This is a genomic window from Microbacterium sp. RG1 (assembly GCF_005347485.1).
GTDB classification, from domain to species: domain Bacteria; phylum Actinomycetota; class Actinomycetes; order Actinomycetales; family Microbacteriaceae; genus Microbacterium; species Microbacterium binotii_A.
In genome coordinates, this window is sequence record NZ_CP034121.1 from 723,469 (window position 1) to 741,857 (window position 18,389).

Consider the following 18,389-nt stretch of genomic DNA (forward strand, 5'->3'; position numbering starts at 1 on the left):
GAACAGGCCAGGAAGGAGACAGAGCATGATCCGCATCGGCGTCGTCGAAGACGATCCGGCCAGCATCGACCGCCTGCTGTCGCACCTGGACCGGTTCCAGCGCGAGCACGGCGAACGCTTCCACATCGGGGCGTTCCGCGACGGACGCGACATCATCGAGGACTACCGCCCCGACTGGGACATCCTGCTGCTGGACATCCAGATGGCGCGTGTGGACGGCATGACGGCCGCACGCCGCATCCGCGAGGTCGACAGCGAAGTGCTCATCGTCTTCGTGACCGCATCCCCGCAGTACGCCGTGAGCGGCTACGAGGTCGATGCCCTGAGCTACCTCCTCAAGCCGGTCTCCTACCCGGTCTTCTCGCAGGAGCTCGGGCGCTGTCTCGTGCGCCTGCGGCGACGCGAACGACGGCACATGCTCTTCACCGCCGCCGATGGCGACAGGCACCGCCTCGACATCGCCGACGTCCTGTACCTGGAGAGCGCCAAGCACAACGTCCTGATCCACACGCTGGACAGCGACTACACCGTTGCGACATCGCTGAAGGCGATGGAGGGGGAGCTGGAGGGCGAGGACTTCTTCCGCTGCAACAGCGGCTACCTCGTGAACCTCCGCCATGTGACCGGGGTGGAGGGCAACGACTGCCGCGTCCGAGGCGGGGTGCGGCTGCAGATCAGTCGGCCGCGCAAGAAGGACTTCCTCGCTGCGCTGGCCGCGTACATCGGTACGCGCGGGATCACCGCATGAACGAGCTGTACCTCGCAGACATCCCTCGCAGCTTCACCGCCGTCGCGGAGTGGGGAGCCTGTTTCGTCTTCGTGCTGATCGTCGCTCGGCGGGCCCGTTGGTGGGCGACGGCCGCGGCGTCCGCCGTGGGGCTGCTCGCGCTGCTCGCGGTGCAGGAGGCAGCGGGGCGCCTCTCGCTCGCGTTGTGGATCCCCGGCATGCTGGCCGCCGTGCTCGTCATGTTCGCCATGCTGTACACGACGCTGCGGGTCTCCCCGGTGACCGCGGGCTACCTCACCGCGCGGGCGTTCGTGCTGGCGGAGCTCACCGCATCCATCCACTGGCAGCTCGACCGGTTCTACCTGGACGCGCCCGCCGAGGTGAAAGCCACGATGATGGTCGTGATCTACGGCGGGATGCTGGGGCTCGCCTGGCTCGCAGAGCGCCGTCATCTGGTACGGGGCGAGGTCTTCGAGGTGGGCTACGCCGATCTCGTCGCCGCGCTCTCGATCGCGACCGCCACGTTCATCATCTCGAACCTCAGCTTCGTGACCACCGCGACGCCCTTCAGCGGCCGCATCGGTCACGAGATCCTCTACATCCGCACCCTCGTCGACCTCTGCGGCTACATCGCGCTCTACGTGCAGCACGAGGTGCGCCGTGGCTTCCAGGCGCGCCGGGAAGCCGACGCGATGGCGCGACTGCTGACCAGCCAGCATCAGCAGTACGAGATGTCGCGGCGCACGATCGACGAGGTCAACCGCAAGTATCACGACATGAAGCACCACCTCGATGCGATCCGCGCCGAGCAGGACCCGCAGTCGCGACTGCGCATCCTCGACGATCTCGAGACGTCCATCCGCGACTATGCGACGCAGGTTCGCACGGGGAACGACGTGCTCGACGCGGTGCTCACGGCGAAGCTCATGTACGCCAGGGAGCAGAGCATCCACGTCGCCACCGTCGCCGACGGACGGTTGCTGTCGGGGCTGCGTCCGCTGGACATCACCGCGATCGCGGGCAACGCCCTCGACAACGCCTTCGAGGCCACGGCGCGGCTTCCCGAGTCGCAGCGGATGGTGAAGTTCTCCCTCTTCGCGCATGACGATTTCGTGATGATGCGGGTGGAGAACACCTTCGACGGGCACCTGCGACGACGAGACGGTCGCATCCTCACGCGCAAAGCCGGTGAGGGGCACGGATACGGCCTGCGCAACATCGAGGCCGCAGCGGAGACCTACGGCGGGTCGGTGTCGGTCGAAGGCGGTGCCGAGTGGTTCTCACTTCGGGTGCTGCTACCTCGAGACGTCGCCGCCGCCGCACGCTGAATCGCCCGTTCAGGCGGCGAGTGCGAAACGGACGTGCGCCAGTAGTCGCTCGCGAAGCGGCTCCGCCCGCCGCGTGAACGCCCGCTGCTCTGCGACGTAGACGGCCTTGCCTTCCGCCGTCTCCACGGCGACGGGCGCGTAGCCCCAGTCGCGCAGGTCGTACGGCGAGGCGCGCATGTCGAGCGCCCGGATGTCGCGGGCGAGTTCGAACGCGTCCAGCAGGGTGTCGCCGGGCACGAGCGGACCGAGCTTCACCGCCCATTTGTAGAGGTCCATGCCCGCGTGCAGGCAGCCCGGTTGCTCGTGAGCGGCCTGAGTGTCGCGCGCGAGCAGCGCACGGTTGCGGGGTGCCGCATCGTCGGTGAAGAAGCGGAAAGCGTCGAAGTGCGTGCAGCGCAGCTCGTGCGCCTCGACGACGGCGTCCGTGCCCGCCGAGCCTAACCGCAGCGGCACGGCGTGGCGCGCAGTGGGGGTGCGGTAGAGCATCGCCCACTCATGCATGCCGAAGCAGCCGTACTGTGCGCTCCGCCCGCGGGTGCCCTCGAGGATGGCGGCGACGCCGGTCAGCAGCAGGCGCTTCTCGGCAGCGAAGGCGCGTGCATCGACGCGGATGGAGTCGTCCTCGTCGCGGGCGTACCAGCGCCAGTCGGCACGCGCGTCGTGCGCCGCATCCGCCAGCGCGTACGCCGTACCCGGATGCCATCGGCGCAGCAGCGCCGGCTTGTAGCCGTAGTAGGTGAACAGGAAGTCCTCGACCGGATGCGTCTCGCCCCGAGCGGCCCTCGCGCGACGTCCCGCCGTGAGCGCATCGGCCCGCTCGGCGTGAGTACTCTCTCGAGCGCGCCAGTCGTCGCGTGCGAGCACGGTAGAGGGTGCGAGGACGACGGGCGCGGTGCTCACGCGGGTTCGATCAGCGCGGGCGAATCGTTGCGCACGTTGCCGACGGCGGGGGAGACGACCCGCGTCTCGAGGGTCTCGGCGAGATCGGGAGCCGCGTCGATGGCGGCATCGAGGATGTCGCCGACGTTCTCCGTGTCGGTGTCGAGCCACGCATCGGCGAAGTCGGCGTCGAGGAAGAGGGGCATCCGGTCGTGGATCGACCCCAGAGCGCCGATCGCGTCGCGGGTCAGGACGGTGAAGCTCAGCAGCCAGCGGTCGGGGTCGTCATCCGCCTTGCTCGGATCTCTCCACCACTCGTACAGCCCCGCCAGGAACAGGGGCGAATCGTCGGCCGGGTGGATGAAGTGCGGCTCCTTGCCGTCGGCAAGCTGCTTCCACTCGTAGTAGCCGGTCGTCGGAACGACGGCGCGGCGCTTGATGAGAGCACCGCGGAACATGGGCTTGTCCTCCAGCTCCTCCGCGCGGGCGTTGAAGGCGCGGGCCCCGATCTTCGGATCCTTCGCCCACGCGGGCACCAGGCCCCACCGCGCGGGCTCGAGTCGCCGCGTGGGCGGCTCGGTCTTGGCGGAGTCCAGCACGATGGCCGCCGTGCTCATCGGTGCGACGTTGTACGACGGCGCAGGGAGGGAGGGGTTGATCGTGTCGACGCGCAGTACTCCGACGAGCTCAGACGCGACGTTGGCGACGACGAACCGACCACACATGCCGGTCAGCCTACGCCGGGGCGTACGACACCGGCCTCTTCCAGCCGATCGAGCAGTTCGGCTCCGTCGTCGCCGCTGACCCACGGCACACTCGCGGCGGAGTGGTCGTTCACGGCCGTCCGGCCACCGGCGAGCACGGCTTCTGCGGGCGTCAGGCGGCGGATGGCGACGGCGGCGACGTTAGCGGGATGCGCTCCCGCGAACTCGGTGTAGATCGCATCGTCGGCCTGCCCGTCGTCCCCGATGAGCAGCCAGCGGATGTCGGGGAACTCCTGCGCAAGTCGGCTGAGATTGGTCGACTTGTGCGCGCGCCCGCTGCGGAACCATCGATCGTGTGTCGGCCCCCAGTCGGTCAGCAGCATCGCACCGGAGGGGAAGAGATGTCGGCGCAGGAAACGGGTGAGCGTCGGGGCGACGTTCCACGAGCCCGTCGACAGGTAGACCAGGGGGGCGCCGGGATGCTCGCGCGTCACACGCTCGAGCAGCACCGACATCCCCGGGACGGGCTGCCGCGCGTGTTCGTTGACGACGAAGGAGTTCCAGGCCGCAAGCATCGGACGGGGGATCGCGGTGACCATGACCGTGTCGTCGATGTCGCTCACGACACCGAACCTGGCGCCGTCGGAGACGATGAACACGCGAAGCGTGGTGGTCTGACCGCCCTCCACCTGCGCCGTGAGCGTCTGCCAGCCCGGCTCGAGGGTCGCCGGGAGCACCACGTCCACGACGCCGCCGCGGTCGGCGACGACGTCGTGCGTCTCGCTACCCACGGTGACTCGGACCTGACCGTACGCGACCGGGATCGCGGCGAAGCTCCGCCATCCGCGGATGCCTGCGTACTCGCCCTTGTCCCGGCCGACCGGGGGGATCACGACGCGTGCGAGCACCCGCACCCAGCGTTCGGAACCGTAGCCGGGAAAGGCCGCCACCGATGGTGTGCGCCCACGACGACGGGCGCCCCGTTCACGCCACGCGTGAAATCGACGCTCGAGTCGGGCGATCCAGAGGATCTTGTCGGAACGGGTCGGACGAGAAGATTCGGCCACGCCCTCAGTCTTCCACGTCCGTCGCCCGGGGCTCCGGGGTGGACGCGGGCTCGGCCATGTGCCGACGCTCGACCCGCTCGATGATCTTCTTTCCGATGAACACCAGCACGACGAACACCACGATGATGGCGACGAAGATGTAGCCCGCGTAGTGGATGCGCTCGGAAAGCTCGCGATACGTGCCCGCCGCGGCCGCCGCGACACCGATGTAGAGGCTCGCCCAGATGATGCAGGCCGGCGCCGTCCACGCGAGGAACCGACGATACGGGAAGCGCGCCATGCCGACCGTCAACGGCACGAGCGAGTGGAGCACCGGCAGGAAACGGGAGATGAAGATGGCGGGCCCGCCGCGACGCTCCAGGTACCGCTCCGACCTCGCCCAGTTCTCCTCGCCGATGCGTCGCCCGAGGCGCGACCGACGCAGCCACGGCCCCAGATAACGGCCCAGGACATATCCGAGCGTCTCGCCCATCAGCGACCCGAGCACGACGGCGGCGCCGAGGAGGACGCCTTCCAGGGGTGTGGCGACCGCGGTGCCCGCCACGATCACGATCGTGTCGCCCGGAACGACGAGCCCGACGAGGACGCTCGTCTCCAGCATGATGGCGACGCCGGCGAGAATGACGCGCAGCACCGGATCGACCTCGCGCACGGCATCGAGAATCGCGGTGAGCAGATCGTTCACGCCGTCGAGCCTAGAGGCTCGCGGTGTCGCTAGCCTGGGAGCGTGCCCGCTGCCCCCGTCCGCGTGCACGGCGCGAAAGATCCCGCCGCCGTCCACGCACTGTTCGCCGAGCGCGACCACACGTTCTGGCTCGACGCGGGGCCCGGTGCCGGCGCCGGTTACAGCTGGATCGGATGCGGCATCCCGGTCGACGGCGCCGAGATCCGATCGGTGAGGCTCGCAACGGGCGGTGCTGCGCCGCATCCCGCCGGACCGTTCCGGAGCGGCTGGGTGGGGTGGCTCTCGTATGAGAGCGGCGCGGATGCGGTGGGCGCCCCGGTCGCTGCCGACGACATGCCTCGCGAGAGCTGGATGAGGGTGCGCACCCTCGTGACGTTCGACCACGCCGCCGGCGCGACCTGGGTCAGCGGCGACGACGCCGAAGCCTGGGCGGAGCGCATCGCGTCGGCGTCTCCGGTCGCTCCGGTCGCGGTTCCGGATCGGGGTGCGGCGACCGCGCGGGTCGATGCGCTCCGCTATGCCGACGACATCCGCACCGCCATCGAGGCCATCGGCCGAGGGGATGCGTACCTGCTGTGTCTCACGACGCGATTCGACGTGGCCGGCGAGGTCGACGCGCTCGACGCCTACGCGGCGCTTCGTGCAGACACTCCCTCGCATCACGGACTGCTGCTCCGAAGCGGCGGGATCTCGCTGGCGGGTGCGAGTCCGGAGCGCTTCCTGCTCGCGCGTGACGGACGCGTCAGCACGCATCCGATCAAGGGGACGCGTCCGCGCGGTGCGACTCCCGAGGCCGACGCCGCCCTCGCGGCCGAGCTCGCGGCCGACCCGAAGGAGCGCGCCGAGAACGTCATGATCGTCGACCTCATGCGCAACGACCTGGCGCGCGTGTGCGACCCGGCGACGGTGAGTGTCGACCGTCTTCTGGAGGTGGAGACGTATCCGCGCGTGCATCAGCTCGTGAGCTCGGTCAGCGGGGTGCCGTATCCGGGGACCACGCTGGGGGAGATGCTGGCGGCGGTCTTTCCGGCGGGAAGCATGACGGGGGCACCCAAGCTGTCGGCGATGACACTGTTGCACGACATCGAGGGTGCGCCCCGGGGCGCTTTCTCGGGCTGCGCCGGTTGGGTGGGTGATGACGGTGCGTTCGATCTGGCGATGACGATCCGCACCCTCGTCGTGCACCCCGGGGGCGCCTATGTGGGCGCGGGCGGCGGGATCACCTGGTCCTCCGACGTCGCCGCCGAGGTCGCGGAGGTGGCGCTCAAGGCCACGGCGCCGCTGCGGGCCGCAGGGGCGAGGCTCCCGGCCGACTGGGGTGGTTAGGGGTCGGGTATCCTGAAATTTGCGCCTTGCGCACCTTCCCGACACTCCACGATTGGTCCCTCTGTGTCTACGACCTCGACCGACACCGCAGGCGCGTCCGCCGACGGCGGCTTCGACGCCCACGCCATCCAGGACAAGTGGCAGCAGCGCTGGGCGGAAAGCGACCCGTTCCGCGCCGGCGGCGAGAACGACACCCGCCCGCGCAAGTACGTGCTCGCGATGTTCCCGTACCCTTCCGGCGACCTGCACATGGGCCACGCCGAGAACTACCTCTACTCGGACATCGTCGCCCGGTTCTGGCGTCACCGCGGCTACAACGTGCTGCACCCGATCGGATGGGACTCCTTCGGTCTTCCGGCCGAGAACGCGGCCATCAAGCGCGGCGCGAACCCCGTCACCTGGACGTACGACAATATCGCGCAGCAGAAGGAGAGCCTCAAGGCCTACGGCGTCTCCTTCGACTGGAGCCGTGTCCTGCACACGAGCGACCCGGAGTACTACCGCTGGAACCAGTGGCTGTTCCAGAAGCTCTACGAGCGTGGCCTGGCGTATCGCAAGGAGAGCCCGGTCAATTGGTGCACGCACGATCAGACGGTGCTCGCCAACGAGCAGGTCATCGACGGGCACTGCGAGCGCTGCGGCGCGGTGGTCGTCAAGAAGAAGCTGACGCAGTGGTACTTCCGGATCACGGACTACGCCGACCGGCTGCTCGACGACCTCAACCAGCTCGAGGGCTTCTGGCCGCACAAGGTCATCCAGATGCAGCGCAACTGGATCGGCCGCTCCATCGGTGCCGACATCGACTTCGAGATCGAGGGACGCGCCGAGAAGGTCACGGTCTTCTCCACGCGCCCCGACACGCTCCACGGCGCCACCTTCATGGTCGTCGCCCCCGACTCCGACCTCGCGGCGGAGCTGGCGGCGGGCGCCGGTCCCGACGCGCGCGAGCGCTTCCAGGCCTACCTCTCCCAGGTGCAGCAGACGACGGATGTGGAGCGTCAGAACGCCGACCGTCCCAAGACGGGCGTGTTCCTCGACCGTTACGCGATCAACCCCATCAACGGGGAACGCCTGCCGATCTGGGCGGCCGACTACGTCCTGGCCGACTACGGTCACGGCGCGGTCATGGCCGTGCCGGCGCACGACCAGCGCGACCTCGATTTCGCGCGTGCGTTCGATCTGCCGGTGAAGATCGTCGTCGACACGACGGCTCCCATCACGGGTGCCGTGCCGGTGATCGAGCTCGACGCCGACGGCAACCCGATCGACCCGCTCGAGGGCACCGACACCCTCGACGACATCGACCCGGTGCGCACCGGCGTCGCGCTCAGCGGAGACGGCCGCCTCATCAACTCGGGCAGCCTGAACGGTCTCAGCAAGCGCAACGCGATCGCGCGCGCGATCGAGGAACTCACGGTGGCCGGGACGGGTCGCGCGGCGAAGACCTATCGCCTGCGGGACTGGCTGATCTCGCGCCAGCGGTTCTGGGGCACCCCCATCCCGATGCTGCACGGCGACGACGGCCGCATCGTTCCGGTGCCCGACGACCAGCTGCCCGTGCGCCTGCCCGACCCCGAGGGTCTCAACCTGCTGCCGCAGGGCACCTCGCCGCTGGGGGGCGCAACCGAGTGGGTGCAGGCGAGCGACCCGGAGACCGGCGAGCCCATGCGTCGTGACCCGGACACGATGGACACCTTCGTCGACAGCTCCTGGTACTACCTGCGCTTCCTGTCGCCGGGGGATCCCGACGCCGCATTCTCGGGTCGCGAGGCCTCGAAGTGGGCGCCGGTGGACTTCTACATCGGTGGCGTCGAGCACGCGATCCTGCACCTGCTGTACGCCCGGTTCATCGTCAAGGCGCTCTACGACATGGGCTATGTCGACTTCACCGAGCCCTTCTCCAGCCTGATCAACCAGGGCATGGTCATCCTCGACGGCGCGAAGATGTCCAAGAGCAAGGGCAACCTCGTGCTGTTCCAGGACGAGCTCGACGCCCACGGCGCCGACGCGCTGCGCGTCGGACTCGCCTTCGCGGGCCCCGTCGAGGACGACAAGGACTGGAAGGACGTCTCGACGACCGGCGCGACGAAGTTCCTCGCGCGTGCCCTGCGCATCGCGGGTGAGGTCTCCAGCCCCACGGATGCGGTGTGGGCCGAGGGTGACACGGCGCTGCGCCGCGTCACGCACCGCCTGTGGGCGGACGCGCCCTCGCTCATCGAGCAGACGAAGTTCAACGTCGTCGTCGCGCGTCTCATGGAGCTCGTCAACGCCACGCGCAAGACGATCGACTCCGGCGCGGGCGCGGCGGACCCCGCCGTCCGCGAGGCCGCCGAAGCCACCGCGATGATCCTCGACCTGTTCGCGCCGCACACGGCGGAGGAGATGTGGTCGCAGCTCGGCTACGAGCCGTCCGTCGGTCTCGCATCCTGGCGTCAGCCCGACGGCACGCTGCTGGTGGAGGACACCGTCACCGCTGTCGTCCAGATCGACGGCAAGGTGCGCGCGACGCTGGAGGTGTCCGCCAAGATCGGCGGCGAGGAGCTCGAGCGGCTGGCGCGCGAGGACGTGCGTGTCCAGCGCGCGCTGGGCGAGCGTGAGATCGTCCGGGCGATCGTTCGTCCGCCGAAGGTCGTGAGCTTCAGCACGCGCTGAGCGAGCTGCTCTCCCCATCGGAGGAACCCCCGCGGTGCATGCACACCGCGGGGGTTCCGTCGTTCGGGTCGGGGTGCTGATTCCTAGCGTGGGCGTGTGAAGCCCGCATCCGATGCCGCAGGACGTGTGCGCCTGGGTGTCGGTGCCGTCGTCGTGCTGGCGCTGCTCGTGTTGGCCGTGACGGTCGTGGTGGGGGTGCTTCGCAGCGCGGCCGTGCCGCCGCCGGCGCCGGTGCCGACACCGACTGCAGCGGCCGAGACCGCGGAGGTCTACGTGCACGTCTCGGGTGCGGTGGCTGCGCCCGGACTCTACGTTCTCGCGTCGGGTTCGCGGGTCGCCGACGCGATCTCGGCGGCGGGCGGGTTCGGTGACAACGCCGACGCTGCGGCGGTGAACCTCGCCCGACCGCTCAGTGACGGCGAGCAGCTCATCGTGCTCGAGATCGGGCAGGCGCCTCCCGCAGGCGCGGCCGGGGGCGAGAGTGGAGGCGGCGGCCCGATCAACATCAACACCGCGGGGGTGGAACAGCTCGACGAGCTGCCGCGTGTCGGACCGGCCATCGCGCAGCGGATCGTGGACTGGCGGGAGCAGAACGGCCCATTCACGAGTGTGGACGATCTGCTCGGCGTGCCGGGGATCGGCGAGAAGATGCTCGCCGGGCTCCGCGATCTCGTGACCGTGTGATGGACCGGCGCGCGTGGCGGCTCGCGCCCGCTGGGGTTCTCTCGTGGATGGTCGCCGCTGTCGCGATCACGCACTCGGCGGCGGCGCCGTGGCTGGCCTTGCTCTGCGGCGGCGGTGCCGTGGCGACCGCGCTGACCGCGGTGCTGATCGGGCGATCGGGGCGGGCGCGCATGTGGGCTCTCGTGACGCTCGCCCTGCTGATGGGGGCGATGCCGGCGATGTCGGTGGCCGTGCAGGATCCGCCCCGCGCCGCCGCGATCGAGGTGGGCGACGGTCACCAGGTGGGCGGTGAGTTCTCGATCGTCGGCAAGATCGAGACGACCTCTCTCGGCTATCGGACGGATGCGCTCACGGTGTCGGCGTCGGCCGGTCGCGAGCCGGTCGCCGCCGGGGTGCCGGTCACGGTGTTGATGTCGGAGCGTCCCGACGGAGCCGAGATCGGCGCCGTCGTGCGCATCGACGGCGGCGCCTTCGCGGCGGAGCCGGGCGACCGTGCCGCGCTCGTCGTGCGGGCGGAGCGGGTCGAGCTGGTGCGGGCGCCGGAGGGGGTGGCGGCCGCATCCGCCTGGCTGCGCGCACGTCTCGCTGCGTCGACGGAGGGGCTGCCCGCACCGGGTGCCGGCCTTATCCCCGGCCTCGCCGTCGGAGACACCGGCGGCGTCGACGCCGAGCTGGAACAGCAGATGCGCGCCGCATCCCTCACCCACCTCACCGCCGTCTCGGGGGCGAACTGCGCCATCGTCGTCGGGCTCGCGTTCCTCCTCGCGGCGCGGTGCGGAATCGGTCGCACGGGGCGTGTGATCGCCGGGCTGTCGGCGCTCGCGGGCTTCGTCGTGCTGGTCACGCCCGAGCCCAGCGTCGTCCGTGCGGCGACGATGTCCGCGATCGCGATGCTCGCGCTGCTGCTCGGACGGCGGGGAAGCGGACTCGCCCTCCTCGCCCTGGCGGTGTGCGTGCTGCTGGCCGCCGATCCGTGGCTGGCGCTGTCATTGGGGTTCGCGCTGTCAGCGGCGGCCACGGGCGCGCTGCTGGTGCTCGCCCCGCCTCTCGCGCGGGGGCTCTGCAGGTTTCTGCCGGCGTCTCTCGCCCTGGCGCTGGCCGTACCGCTGTCGGCGCAGCTCGTCTGCGGTCCGCTCATCGTGCTCGTCAGTCCCGGTGTCGCCGTGTACGGAGTGCCCGCGAACCTCCTCGCGGCCCCGGCCGCCCCGGCCGCCACCGTACTCGGGCTGGCAGCGTGCCTCGCGGGTCCCGTGCCCGTGCTGCAGGCGGGACTGAGTGCCCTCACCTGGGTGCCGGCGGCGTGGATCGCGGGGATCGCGGGTGCCGTAGACGCGCTGCCCGCGCGAACCCTCCCGTGGGCGGAGGGCTTGCCCGGGCTCGTCGGCCTGGTCGTGGTGACGGCCGCAGGAACGGTCCTCCTGCTCCCGCCGGGACGAACACGCGTCGCTCGCCTCGGCCGCGCACTCTCGGCCGTGATGACCGCATCCACCGCGGCGGCGATGGTGGGGATTCTGGTGGTCGACTCCGTCGTGGTTCCGCTCACGACGCCGCAAGGTTGGAGCGTCGCGATGTGCGACGTGGGTCAGGGCGACGCTGTCGTGGTCCGCTCCGCCGGCGCGGTCATGCTCGTCGACACCGGCCCGGAACCCGAGGCTCTCGCCTCCTGTCTCGCGAGGTTGGGGATCACGCGGATCGACCTTCTGGTGCTCACCCACTTCGACATCGACCACGTGGGCGGGCTCGACGGCGTTCCGGCACCCGTGGGTCTCCTGATGCACGGTCCCGCGGACGAGCGCGACACCGCGCGGGTGCTCGCGGTCGGGGCGCGGGATGTCGTCGCCGCTGCCGCGGAGATGGGGGGAGTGTTGGGAGCCGCCCGCTGGCGGATCCTGTGGCCGTCGGCAGACGCCGTGGTGCCGGGCAACGACGCGAGCATCGTCGTGGAGGTCGGGGGCGGCGGGGTGCCGCGCACACTCATGCTGGGGGACCTCGGCGCCGACGCGCAGCGGGCGCTGCGCGCGAGCGGAGAGCTGAGAGGGCCGTACGACGTCCTCAAGGTCGCGCATCACGGCTCGGCGGATCAGGATGCGGGGCTGCAGCGTCAGGCCGCTCCGGCGCTCGCGTTGATCGGCGTGGGTGCGGGCAACGACTACGGGCATCCGCGGGCGGAGATCCTCGACATCCTCTCGGCCCAGGGCACGACTGTGGCGCGCACGGATCTGGACGGCCTCATCCTCGTGGGGACGAGCGAGGGGCGCACGACGCTGTGGCGCGAGCGGGCGGATGCGGCGTCGGCCGCCCTCGGTAGGCTGGGAGGATGGCGATCCGAAAGTCCACCCCGACGCGCAGTGCGATCCCGCAGCAGTCGTGGCGGACCCCGGAGCCGGCGCCGATCGTGCTGATCTCCGGACCCGAGGAGGTCTGTGCGGAGCGCGCCACGGCCAGGCTCCGCGACTATCTGCGCGCCGAAGACCCGAGCCTCGAGATCTCCGACATCGACGCCTCCGACTACACGGCCGGAACGCTTCTGGCGGTCAGCGCGCCGTCGCTGTTCGGCGAGCCGCGACTCGTCCGCATCCGCAGTGTCGAGAAGTGCTCCGACGCGTTCCTCTCGGAGGCCTTGGCCTACCTGGAGAACCCGCAGGAGGGGGCGACGATCGTGCTGCGTCACACCGGCGCGAGCGTGCGGGGCAAGAAGCTCTTGGAGGCGATCCGGGCCGGGGCCGGCGGAGGGGTGGAGGTGGCCTGCCCCGCCATCAAGCGCGATTCCGACCGGTACGACTTCGCCGCGAGCGAGTTCCGCGAGGCCGGCAGGCGTATCGTGCCCGCCGCGCTGCGCGCCCTCGTCGGTGCGTTCTCCGACGACCTGACAGAACTCGCCGCGGCCTGCCAGCAGCTGGTGAACGACGTCGAGGGTGACATCACGGAGCAGATCGTCGAGCGGTACTACGGCGGTCGCGTGGAGACCTCTGCCTTCACCGTCGCCGACACGGCGATCGCCGGTCGTTACGGCGAGGCGCTCCTCGCACTGCGGCAGGCGCTCGACTCGGGCGCCGACCCGGTTCCGATGGTCGCGGCGATCGCGATGAAGCTGCGCACGATGGCCAGGGTGGCCGGCACGCGTGAGCCGTCCCGGCAGCTTGCGACGCGGCTGGGCATGAAGGACTGGCAGGTCGACCGGGCCCGTCGCGACCTGTCGGGGTGGACCCAGGAATCGCTCGGTCTCGCGATCCAGGCGACCGCGCGCGCCGACGCCGAGGTCAAGGGTGGCTCCCGCGACGCCGTCTTCGCGCTCGAACGCCTCGTCACGGTCATCGCCACACGCGCTCCCTACGCGGCCTGAGCCCTGTCCTCGACAACGACGAGGGCCCGCCGCAACAGCGACGGGCCCTCGAGGAGGAAGCGGCTCAGAGAGCGGAGACCTGCTTCGCGATCGCGGACTTGCGGTTCGCGGCCTGGTTCTTGTGGATGACGCCCTTGCTGACGGCCTTGTCGAGCTTCTTGGTAGCCGTGACGAGCGCCTTCTCGGCGGCGGCCTTGTCGCCACCGGCGACGGCCTCGCGGGTGCGACGCACCGCGGTCTTCAGCTCGCTCTTGACGGCCTTGTTGCGCTCGTGCGCCTTCTCGTTGGTCTTGTTGCGCTTGATCTGCGACTTGATGTTTGCCACGTGTCGTGAACTTTCGTTTCGGAGTCTGCTCGGAAGTTGCCGGTCAGCGGTAGAGGGGCGCTTCGCGGCGGTCGTGAAGAGCGGGAAAACCCTTCACGCGCAAGCCAAACAAGGAGTCTACCAGACGGGGTCCCGCGCGCCCGCCTCGATCGTCGCGACGGCGAGTGCGATCACCGCGTCGAAGGCCTCGGGGCGCATCGCCGACACGAGGTGGCTCGTGCGGGGGATGACGATGAGTTCCGCGTGGGGCGCGATGCGCTGGAAGAGACGCTCGCTGACGCGCAGTTGGTCGTACTGGCCGTTGACGAACCACAGCGGTACGTGGATGCGGGCGAGAGAGGCAAGCACGTCGAGCCGAGCGAGCTGCGCGAGCGCGCCGTCCTGGGCGTCGAGGGCGTATCCGCCCGCGCCGAAGTCGTCTCGAGTGTGCTCGGGAAGCGTTCGCGAGAGCACGTACCGGGTCAGCCGCATCCCGCGATCGGGGAGCGCGTCGAAGCCGCGGGCCAGCGTCCGGTAGATGCGCAGTCCCAGCCCGCGCGGCACCGCGGTGCAGGATGCGGCGATGAACCCGGCGATCGGCGGGGGATCGACGCGCCCCGCGTACTCGATGCACAGCAGTCCGCCCATGGAGTGACCGACCAGCAGAACGGGCCCGCGCTCGGCCGCGGCGCGCACGGCACGGTCGATCGTCGCGAACGCCTCGTCGAGGGTGAACGGCTCGGCCATGCGCTTGCCGTGACCGGGAAGGTCCACGGCGGCCACGCCGATGCCCGCGGCCTCGAGGCTCGCCCGCTGGGCGCGCCACATGGAAGCGGACGTCCGGATCCCGTGCACCAGGACCACCTGCACCGTCATCGCCCCAGCCTAGGCTCGGGCGGGCGGCTGCTCCCCGTAGAATCGACGGAACATGTCACCGCGCGCCCTCAAGCCCCTGCAGCCGTCCGCGACTCCGCCCGAGCTGATCCGCAACTTCTGCATCATCGCCCACATCGACCACGGCAAGTCGACGTTGGCCGATCGGATGCTGCAGATCACCGGTGTCGTCGCCGACCGCGACATGCGGGCGCAGTACCTCGACCGCATGGACATCGAGCGCGAGCGCGGCATCACGATCAAGAGCCAGGCCGTGCGGATGCCCTGGTCGGACGCGAACGGCACGTACGCGCTCAACATGATCGACACCCCCGGGCACGTCGACTTCACCTACGAGGTGAGCCGATCGCTCGCTGCGTGCGAGGGCGCGATCCTCCTGGTGGATGCGGCGCAGGGTATCGAAGCGCAGACGCTCGCGAACCTGTACCTCGCGCTCGAGAACGACCTCACGATCATCCCGGTCCTCAACAAGATCGACCTGCCCGCGGCCGATCCCGAGAAGTACGCCGCCGAACTCGCGGGACTCATCGGCGGCGACCCCGCGGACGTGCTTCGCGTCAGCGGCAAGACCGGCATGGGTGTCGAAGCGCTGCTGGATCGGATCGTCGAGCGCATCCCCGCACCCGTCGGAGACCCCGCGGCCCCGGCACGCGCGATGATCTTCGACTCCGTCTACGACGCGTACCGCGGTGTCGTGACCTACGTCCGGATGGTCGACGGCAAGCTCGAGCCGCGTGAGCGGATCCAGATGATGTCGACCAAGGCCACCCACGAACTGCTCGAGATCGGCGTATCCAGCCCCGAGCCGGTTCCCACCAGGGGCCTCGGCGTCGGGGAGGTGGGATACCTGATCACGGGCGTGAAGGACGTGCGCCAGTCGAAGGTCGGCGACACGATCACGAACCACCGCAAGCCCGCCACCGACGCGCTGCCCGGTTACACAGACCCCAAGCCGATGGTCTTCTCGGGCATCTACCCGATCGACGGCAGTGACTACGCGGAGCTGCGCGAGGCGCTCGACAAGCTCAAGCTGTCCGACGCGTCGCTGCAGTACGAGCCGGAGACCTCCGTCGCCCTGGGCTTCGGCTTCCGCTGCGGGTTCCTCGGGCTCCTGCACCTCGAGATCATCACCGAGCGCCTCTCGCGCGAGTTCGGTCTCGACCTGATCACCACCGCGCCCTCCGTGACGTACGAGGTCATGACGGACACGGGGGAGACGGTCACCGTCACCAACCCGAGCGAGTACCCGGACGGCCGCGTGGCCGAGGTCTCCGAGCCGGTCGTCAAGGTCGGCATCCTGCTGCCGAAGGACTACGTGGGCACCGTGATGGAGCTGTGCCAATCGCGCCGCGGGACGCTGCTGGGCATGGACTACCTCAGCGAGGACCGCGTCGAGCTGCGCTACAACATGCCGCTGGGTGAGATCGTCTTCGACTTCTTCGACCACCTCAAGAGCCGCACGCAGGGCTACGCCAGCCTGGACTACGAACCGGCCGGGTCCCAGACCGCCGACCTCGTGAAGGTCGACATCCTCCTGCAGGGCGAGAAGGTCGACGCCTTCAGCTCGATCGTGCACCGTGATAAGGCGTACGCCTACGGCACGATGATGACCGAGCGGCTGCGCAAGCTCATCCCTCGTCAGCAGTTCGAGGTTCCGATCCAGGCCGCCATCGGAGCGCGGATCATCGCCCGCGAGAACATCCGCGCCATCCGCAAAGACGTGCTCGCCAAGTGCTACGGCGGTGACATCACGCGTAAGCGCAAGCTGCTCGAGAAGCAGAAGGAGGGCAAGAAGCGTATGAAGATGGTCGGACGCGTCGAGGTGCCCCAGGAGGCCTTCATCGCCGCGCTGTCGGGTGACGTCGAGACGAAGAAGTAGGGGATTCACATTCGGATCGTGCATCCAGGCCGGCTCGGTACGCTGGAGACCATGCGCCGTGGGACCTTCCGGGACGAGACCGTCGACTACGCCGCCGTCGGGGCGACGCAGGCTCCCGACCTCCTCCAGTACCCGCCGGAGAAGAGCATCCCCGCCGAGGAGTCGTGGAAGCTCGGCAGCGGCGAGGAGCGCTTCCGCTCGGCGGGAGATGCGCTGCTGTCCTGGAGTGCCCTCCGTGACGGCGGCATCTCGATCGCCGAGGTGCGCCCCGCATCCGATCCGAGCTACTCGGGCGTCTCGTTCGATGACGAGGGCCAGCCCATCGCGCCGAGCCGCCTCGACGCCGACCAGCGCTTCGATGCGGACGGAACGCCGTACGTGGCCGCCGGTTCGTCGGTGCACGTGCGCGGCCGTATCGGCGGTTATCGCGTCGACGCCGAGCTGCGCGTGATCTTCGTGGTCGAGGAGAAGCGCCGTATCGGGTTCGCGCTCGGCACGGTGCGCGACTCGGTGGTGAGCGGTGAGGAATCGTTCATGATCGAGTGGCGCGGCGATGACGAGGTCTGGTTCACCGTTCGCGCGTTCGACCGCCCGGTGGCGCCGCTTTACCGCCTTCTCCCCGCACTCGTGCGCCGCCGCCGCCGCGAGTTGTTCAGTCGGTACCTGCGCGCGATCTCACCCATGTACACGACCCCCGCCTGATGACCCCATCCGTACTTCCCGACGGCGACATCGCACCCGCCGACGGGGCTCTCCCCGAGGGCACCGTGGTGGATTGCGACACCGATTTCGGGGTCTACATCCACGTCCCTTACTGCCGTGTGCGCTGCGGATACTGCGACTTCAACACCTACACGGCCGATGAGCTGCGCGGCCACCGACGCGACGACTATCCCGACGATCTGAGCCGTGAGATCGCGTTGGCGACCCGGGTGCTGGCAGACGCCCCGCGGCCGGCGCAGACCGTCTTCTTCGGCGGGGGCACGCCGACCCTGCTCTCGTCGGCGGCGCTGGGCGGGATGCTGCACGCCGTCCGCGAAGGCTTCGGCATCGCGCCGGGCGCCGAGATCACGGTCGAGGCCAATCCCGACTCGGTAACCCCCGCGTCCCTCGCCGAGCTCGCCGAGGCGGGAGTGACCCGCGTCTCGATCGGCATGCAGTCGAGCGTCCCCCACGTGCTCGCCGCACTCGATCGCACGCATGATCCCGTCAACGTCGCCGCGGCCGTCGCGGGGGCGCGGGCGGCCGGGCTCGACGTGAGCGTCGATCTGATCTACGGCGCACCGGGGGAGTCCCTCTCCGATTGGCGCGCATCGGTCGATGCCGCCCTCGCGCTGGAGCCGGATCATCTCTCCGCCTACGCGCTCATCATCGAGGATGGAACGAAGCTGGCCCGCCGCATCCGCTCCGGTGAGGTGCCCGCGCCCGACGACGACCTGCAGGCCGAGATGTACGAGCTCGTCGACGACGCGATGGCGGATGCGGGCTACGAATGGTACGAGGTGTCCAATTGGGCGCGCGGCACAGACCACCGCTCACGCCACAACCTCGCCTACTGGCGCGGAACAGACTGGTGGGGGTTCGGTCCGGGTGCGCACAGCCACGTCGCCGGAGTGCGCTGGTGGAACGTGAAGCACCCGGCCGCGTACGCGCAGCGGCTCTCGCTAGGGTCGTCTCCGGCGGCGGCGAGGGAGGTCCCCGACCAGGAGGCCCGCACCCTCGAGCGCATCCTGCTGGAGTCCCGCATCCGTGAGGGGCTTCCGGTCGAGGTGGTCCCGGCCGATCGACGCGGCGCCGTGGCCGGGCTCATCGCCGACGGCCTGGTGGAGGGGGCGGCCGCCCTGCGCGGTCGGATCGTCCTCACGCGTCGTGGCCGGCTCCTGGCCGACGCGGTCGTGCGCGCGCTGACCGACTGAG

Annotated in this window: 16 protein-coding genes; 10 read left to right on the forward strand and 6 right to left on the reverse strand. The window is 70.0% G+C overall.

All coding sequences use genetic code 11. The features are described 5' to 3' along the window. Nucleotides 1–25: 25 nt before the first annotated feature. A complete protein-coding gene (locus EHF32_RS03415; protein ID WP_137416822.1) occupies nucleotides 26–748 on the forward strand; it encodes a LytR/AlgR family response regulator transcription factor in 723 nt (240 codons plus the stop codon). Beyond that, complete coding sequence (locus EHF32_RS03420) at nucleotides 745–2,055, forward strand: ATP-binding protein (RefSeq protein WP_137416823.1); 1,311 nt, start codon at nucleotides 745–747, stop codon at nucleotides 2,053–2,055. The genes EHF32_RS03415 and EHF32_RS03420 overlap by 4 nt, the downstream gene beginning before the upstream one ends. Nucleotides 2,056–2,064: 9 nt before the next feature. On the opposite strand, the gene EHF32_RS03425 is transcribed toward EHF32_RS03420, so the two are convergent. Genes EHF32_RS03425 through EHF32_RS03440 form a run of 4 tightly spaced genes read right to left on the reverse strand, consistent with a single transcriptional unit; the run spans nucleotide 2,065 to nucleotide 5,390 of the window. Next, on the reverse strand, nucleotides 2,065–2,955 hold the full coding sequence (locus tag EHF32_RS03425) for a 3-methyladenine DNA glycosylase (RefSeq protein WP_137416824.1): 891 nt from the start codon (nucleotides 2,953–2,955) through the stop codon (nucleotides 2,065–2,067). Continuing rightward, nucleotides 2,952–3,659 carry an SOS response-associated peptidase gene (locus EHF32_RS03430; protein WP_137416825.1) on the reverse strand — a complete coding sequence of 236 codons (708 nt, stop codon included), beginning with the start codon at nucleotides 3,657–3,659 and terminating at the stop codon, nucleotides 2,952–2,954. Before EHF32_RS03430 ends, EHF32_RS03425 begins: the two co-directional genes overlap by 4 nt. A gap of 5 nt (nucleotides 3,660–3,664) precedes the next feature. Continuing rightward, nucleotides 3,665–4,705, reverse strand: coding sequence for an App1 family protein (locus EHF32_RS03435; RefSeq protein ID WP_234073008.1), 1,041 nt, complete (start codon nucleotides 4,703–4,705; stop codon nucleotides 3,665–3,667). Nucleotides 4,706–4,709: 4 nt separating this feature from the next. Beyond that, complete coding sequence (locus EHF32_RS03440; RefSeq protein WP_137416826.1) at nucleotides 4,710–5,390, reverse strand: DedA family protein; 681 nt, start codon at nucleotides 5,388–5,390, stop codon at nucleotides 4,710–4,712. A 42-nt stretch (nucleotides 5,391–5,432) separates the two neighbouring features. Between EHF32_RS03440 and EHF32_RS03445 the strand changes: the two genes are divergently transcribed. The 5 genes from EHF32_RS03445 (at nucleotide 5,433) to holA (ending at nucleotide 13,395) form a co-directional block, all read left to right on the forward strand. Next, entirely contained in the window at nucleotides 5,433–6,716 is a 1,284-nt protein-coding gene (locus EHF32_RS03445; protein WP_137416827.1) for an anthranilate synthase component I family protein, read from the forward strand. Between the two features lie 63 nt (nucleotides 6,717–6,779). Next, a complete protein-coding gene (gene leuS, locus EHF32_RS03450; protein ID WP_137416828.1) occupies nucleotides 6,780–9,368 on the forward strand; it encodes a leucine--tRNA ligase in 2,589 nt (862 codons plus the stop codon). Nucleotides 9,369–9,464: 96 nt separating this feature from the next. Next, a complete protein-coding gene (locus EHF32_RS03455) occupies nucleotides 9,465–10,052 on the forward strand; it encodes a ComEA family DNA-binding protein (RefSeq protein WP_137416829.1) in 588 nt (195 codons plus the stop codon). Nucleotides 10,053–10,099: 47 nt separating this feature from the next. Further along, nucleotides 10,100–12,454, forward strand: a complete 2,355-nt coding sequence (locus EHF32_RS03460; protein ID WP_238343780.1) for a ComEC/Rec2 family competence protein — start codon at nucleotides 10,100–10,102, stop codon at nucleotides 12,452–12,454. Continuing rightward, nucleotides 12,370–13,395: a DNA polymerase III subunit delta gene (holA, locus tag EHF32_RS03465; RefSeq protein WP_137416831.1), complete on the forward strand. Its 1,026-nt coding sequence runs from the start codon at nucleotides 12,370–12,372 to the stop codon at nucleotides 13,393–13,395. The genes EHF32_RS03460 and holA overlap by 85 nt, the downstream gene beginning before the upstream one ends. A 64-nt stretch (nucleotides 13,396–13,459) precedes the next feature. On the opposite strand, the gene rpsT is transcribed toward holA, so the two are convergent. Both rpsT and EHF32_RS03475 read right to left on the reverse strand, forming a co-directional pair. After that, on the reverse strand, nucleotides 13,460–13,720 hold the full coding sequence (rpsT, locus tag EHF32_RS03470; RefSeq protein WP_137416832.1) for a 30S ribosomal protein S20: 261 nt from the start codon (nucleotides 13,718–13,720) through the stop codon (nucleotides 13,460–13,462). A gap of 117 nt (nucleotides 13,721–13,837) precedes the next feature. Then, the gene (locus EHF32_RS03475; RefSeq protein ID WP_137416833.1) at nucleotides 13,838–14,575 is read right to left on the reverse strand and encodes an alpha/beta fold hydrolase; all 738 of its coding nucleotides are present in this window, start codon (nucleotides 14,573–14,575) and stop codon (nucleotides 13,838–13,840) included. Between the two features lie 52 nt (nucleotides 14,576–14,627). On the opposite strand from EHF32_RS03475, the gene lepA reads away from it, so the two are divergent. From lepA to hemW, 3 genes are read left to right on the forward strand one after another with little or no spacing between them, the layout of a single operon-like run. Then, nucleotides 14,628–16,472, forward strand: coding sequence for a translation elongation factor 4 (lepA, locus tag EHF32_RS03480; RefSeq protein WP_137416834.1), 1,845 nt, complete (start codon nucleotides 14,628–14,630; stop codon nucleotides 16,470–16,472). Nucleotides 16,473–16,523: 51 nt separating this feature from the next. After that, on the forward strand, nucleotides 16,524–17,174 hold the full coding sequence (locus EHF32_RS03485; RefSeq protein ID WP_137416835.1) for a DUF1990 family protein: 651 nt from the start codon (nucleotides 16,524–16,526) through the stop codon (nucleotides 17,172–17,174). Beyond that, a complete protein-coding gene (gene hemW / locus EHF32_RS03490) occupies nucleotides 17,174–18,388 on the forward strand; it encodes a radical SAM family heme chaperone HemW (RefSeq protein WP_137416836.1) in 1,215 nt (404 codons plus the stop codon). The genes EHF32_RS03485 and hemW overlap by 1 nt, the downstream gene beginning before the upstream one ends. The last annotated feature ends 1 nt before the right edge of the window (nucleotide 18,389 follow it).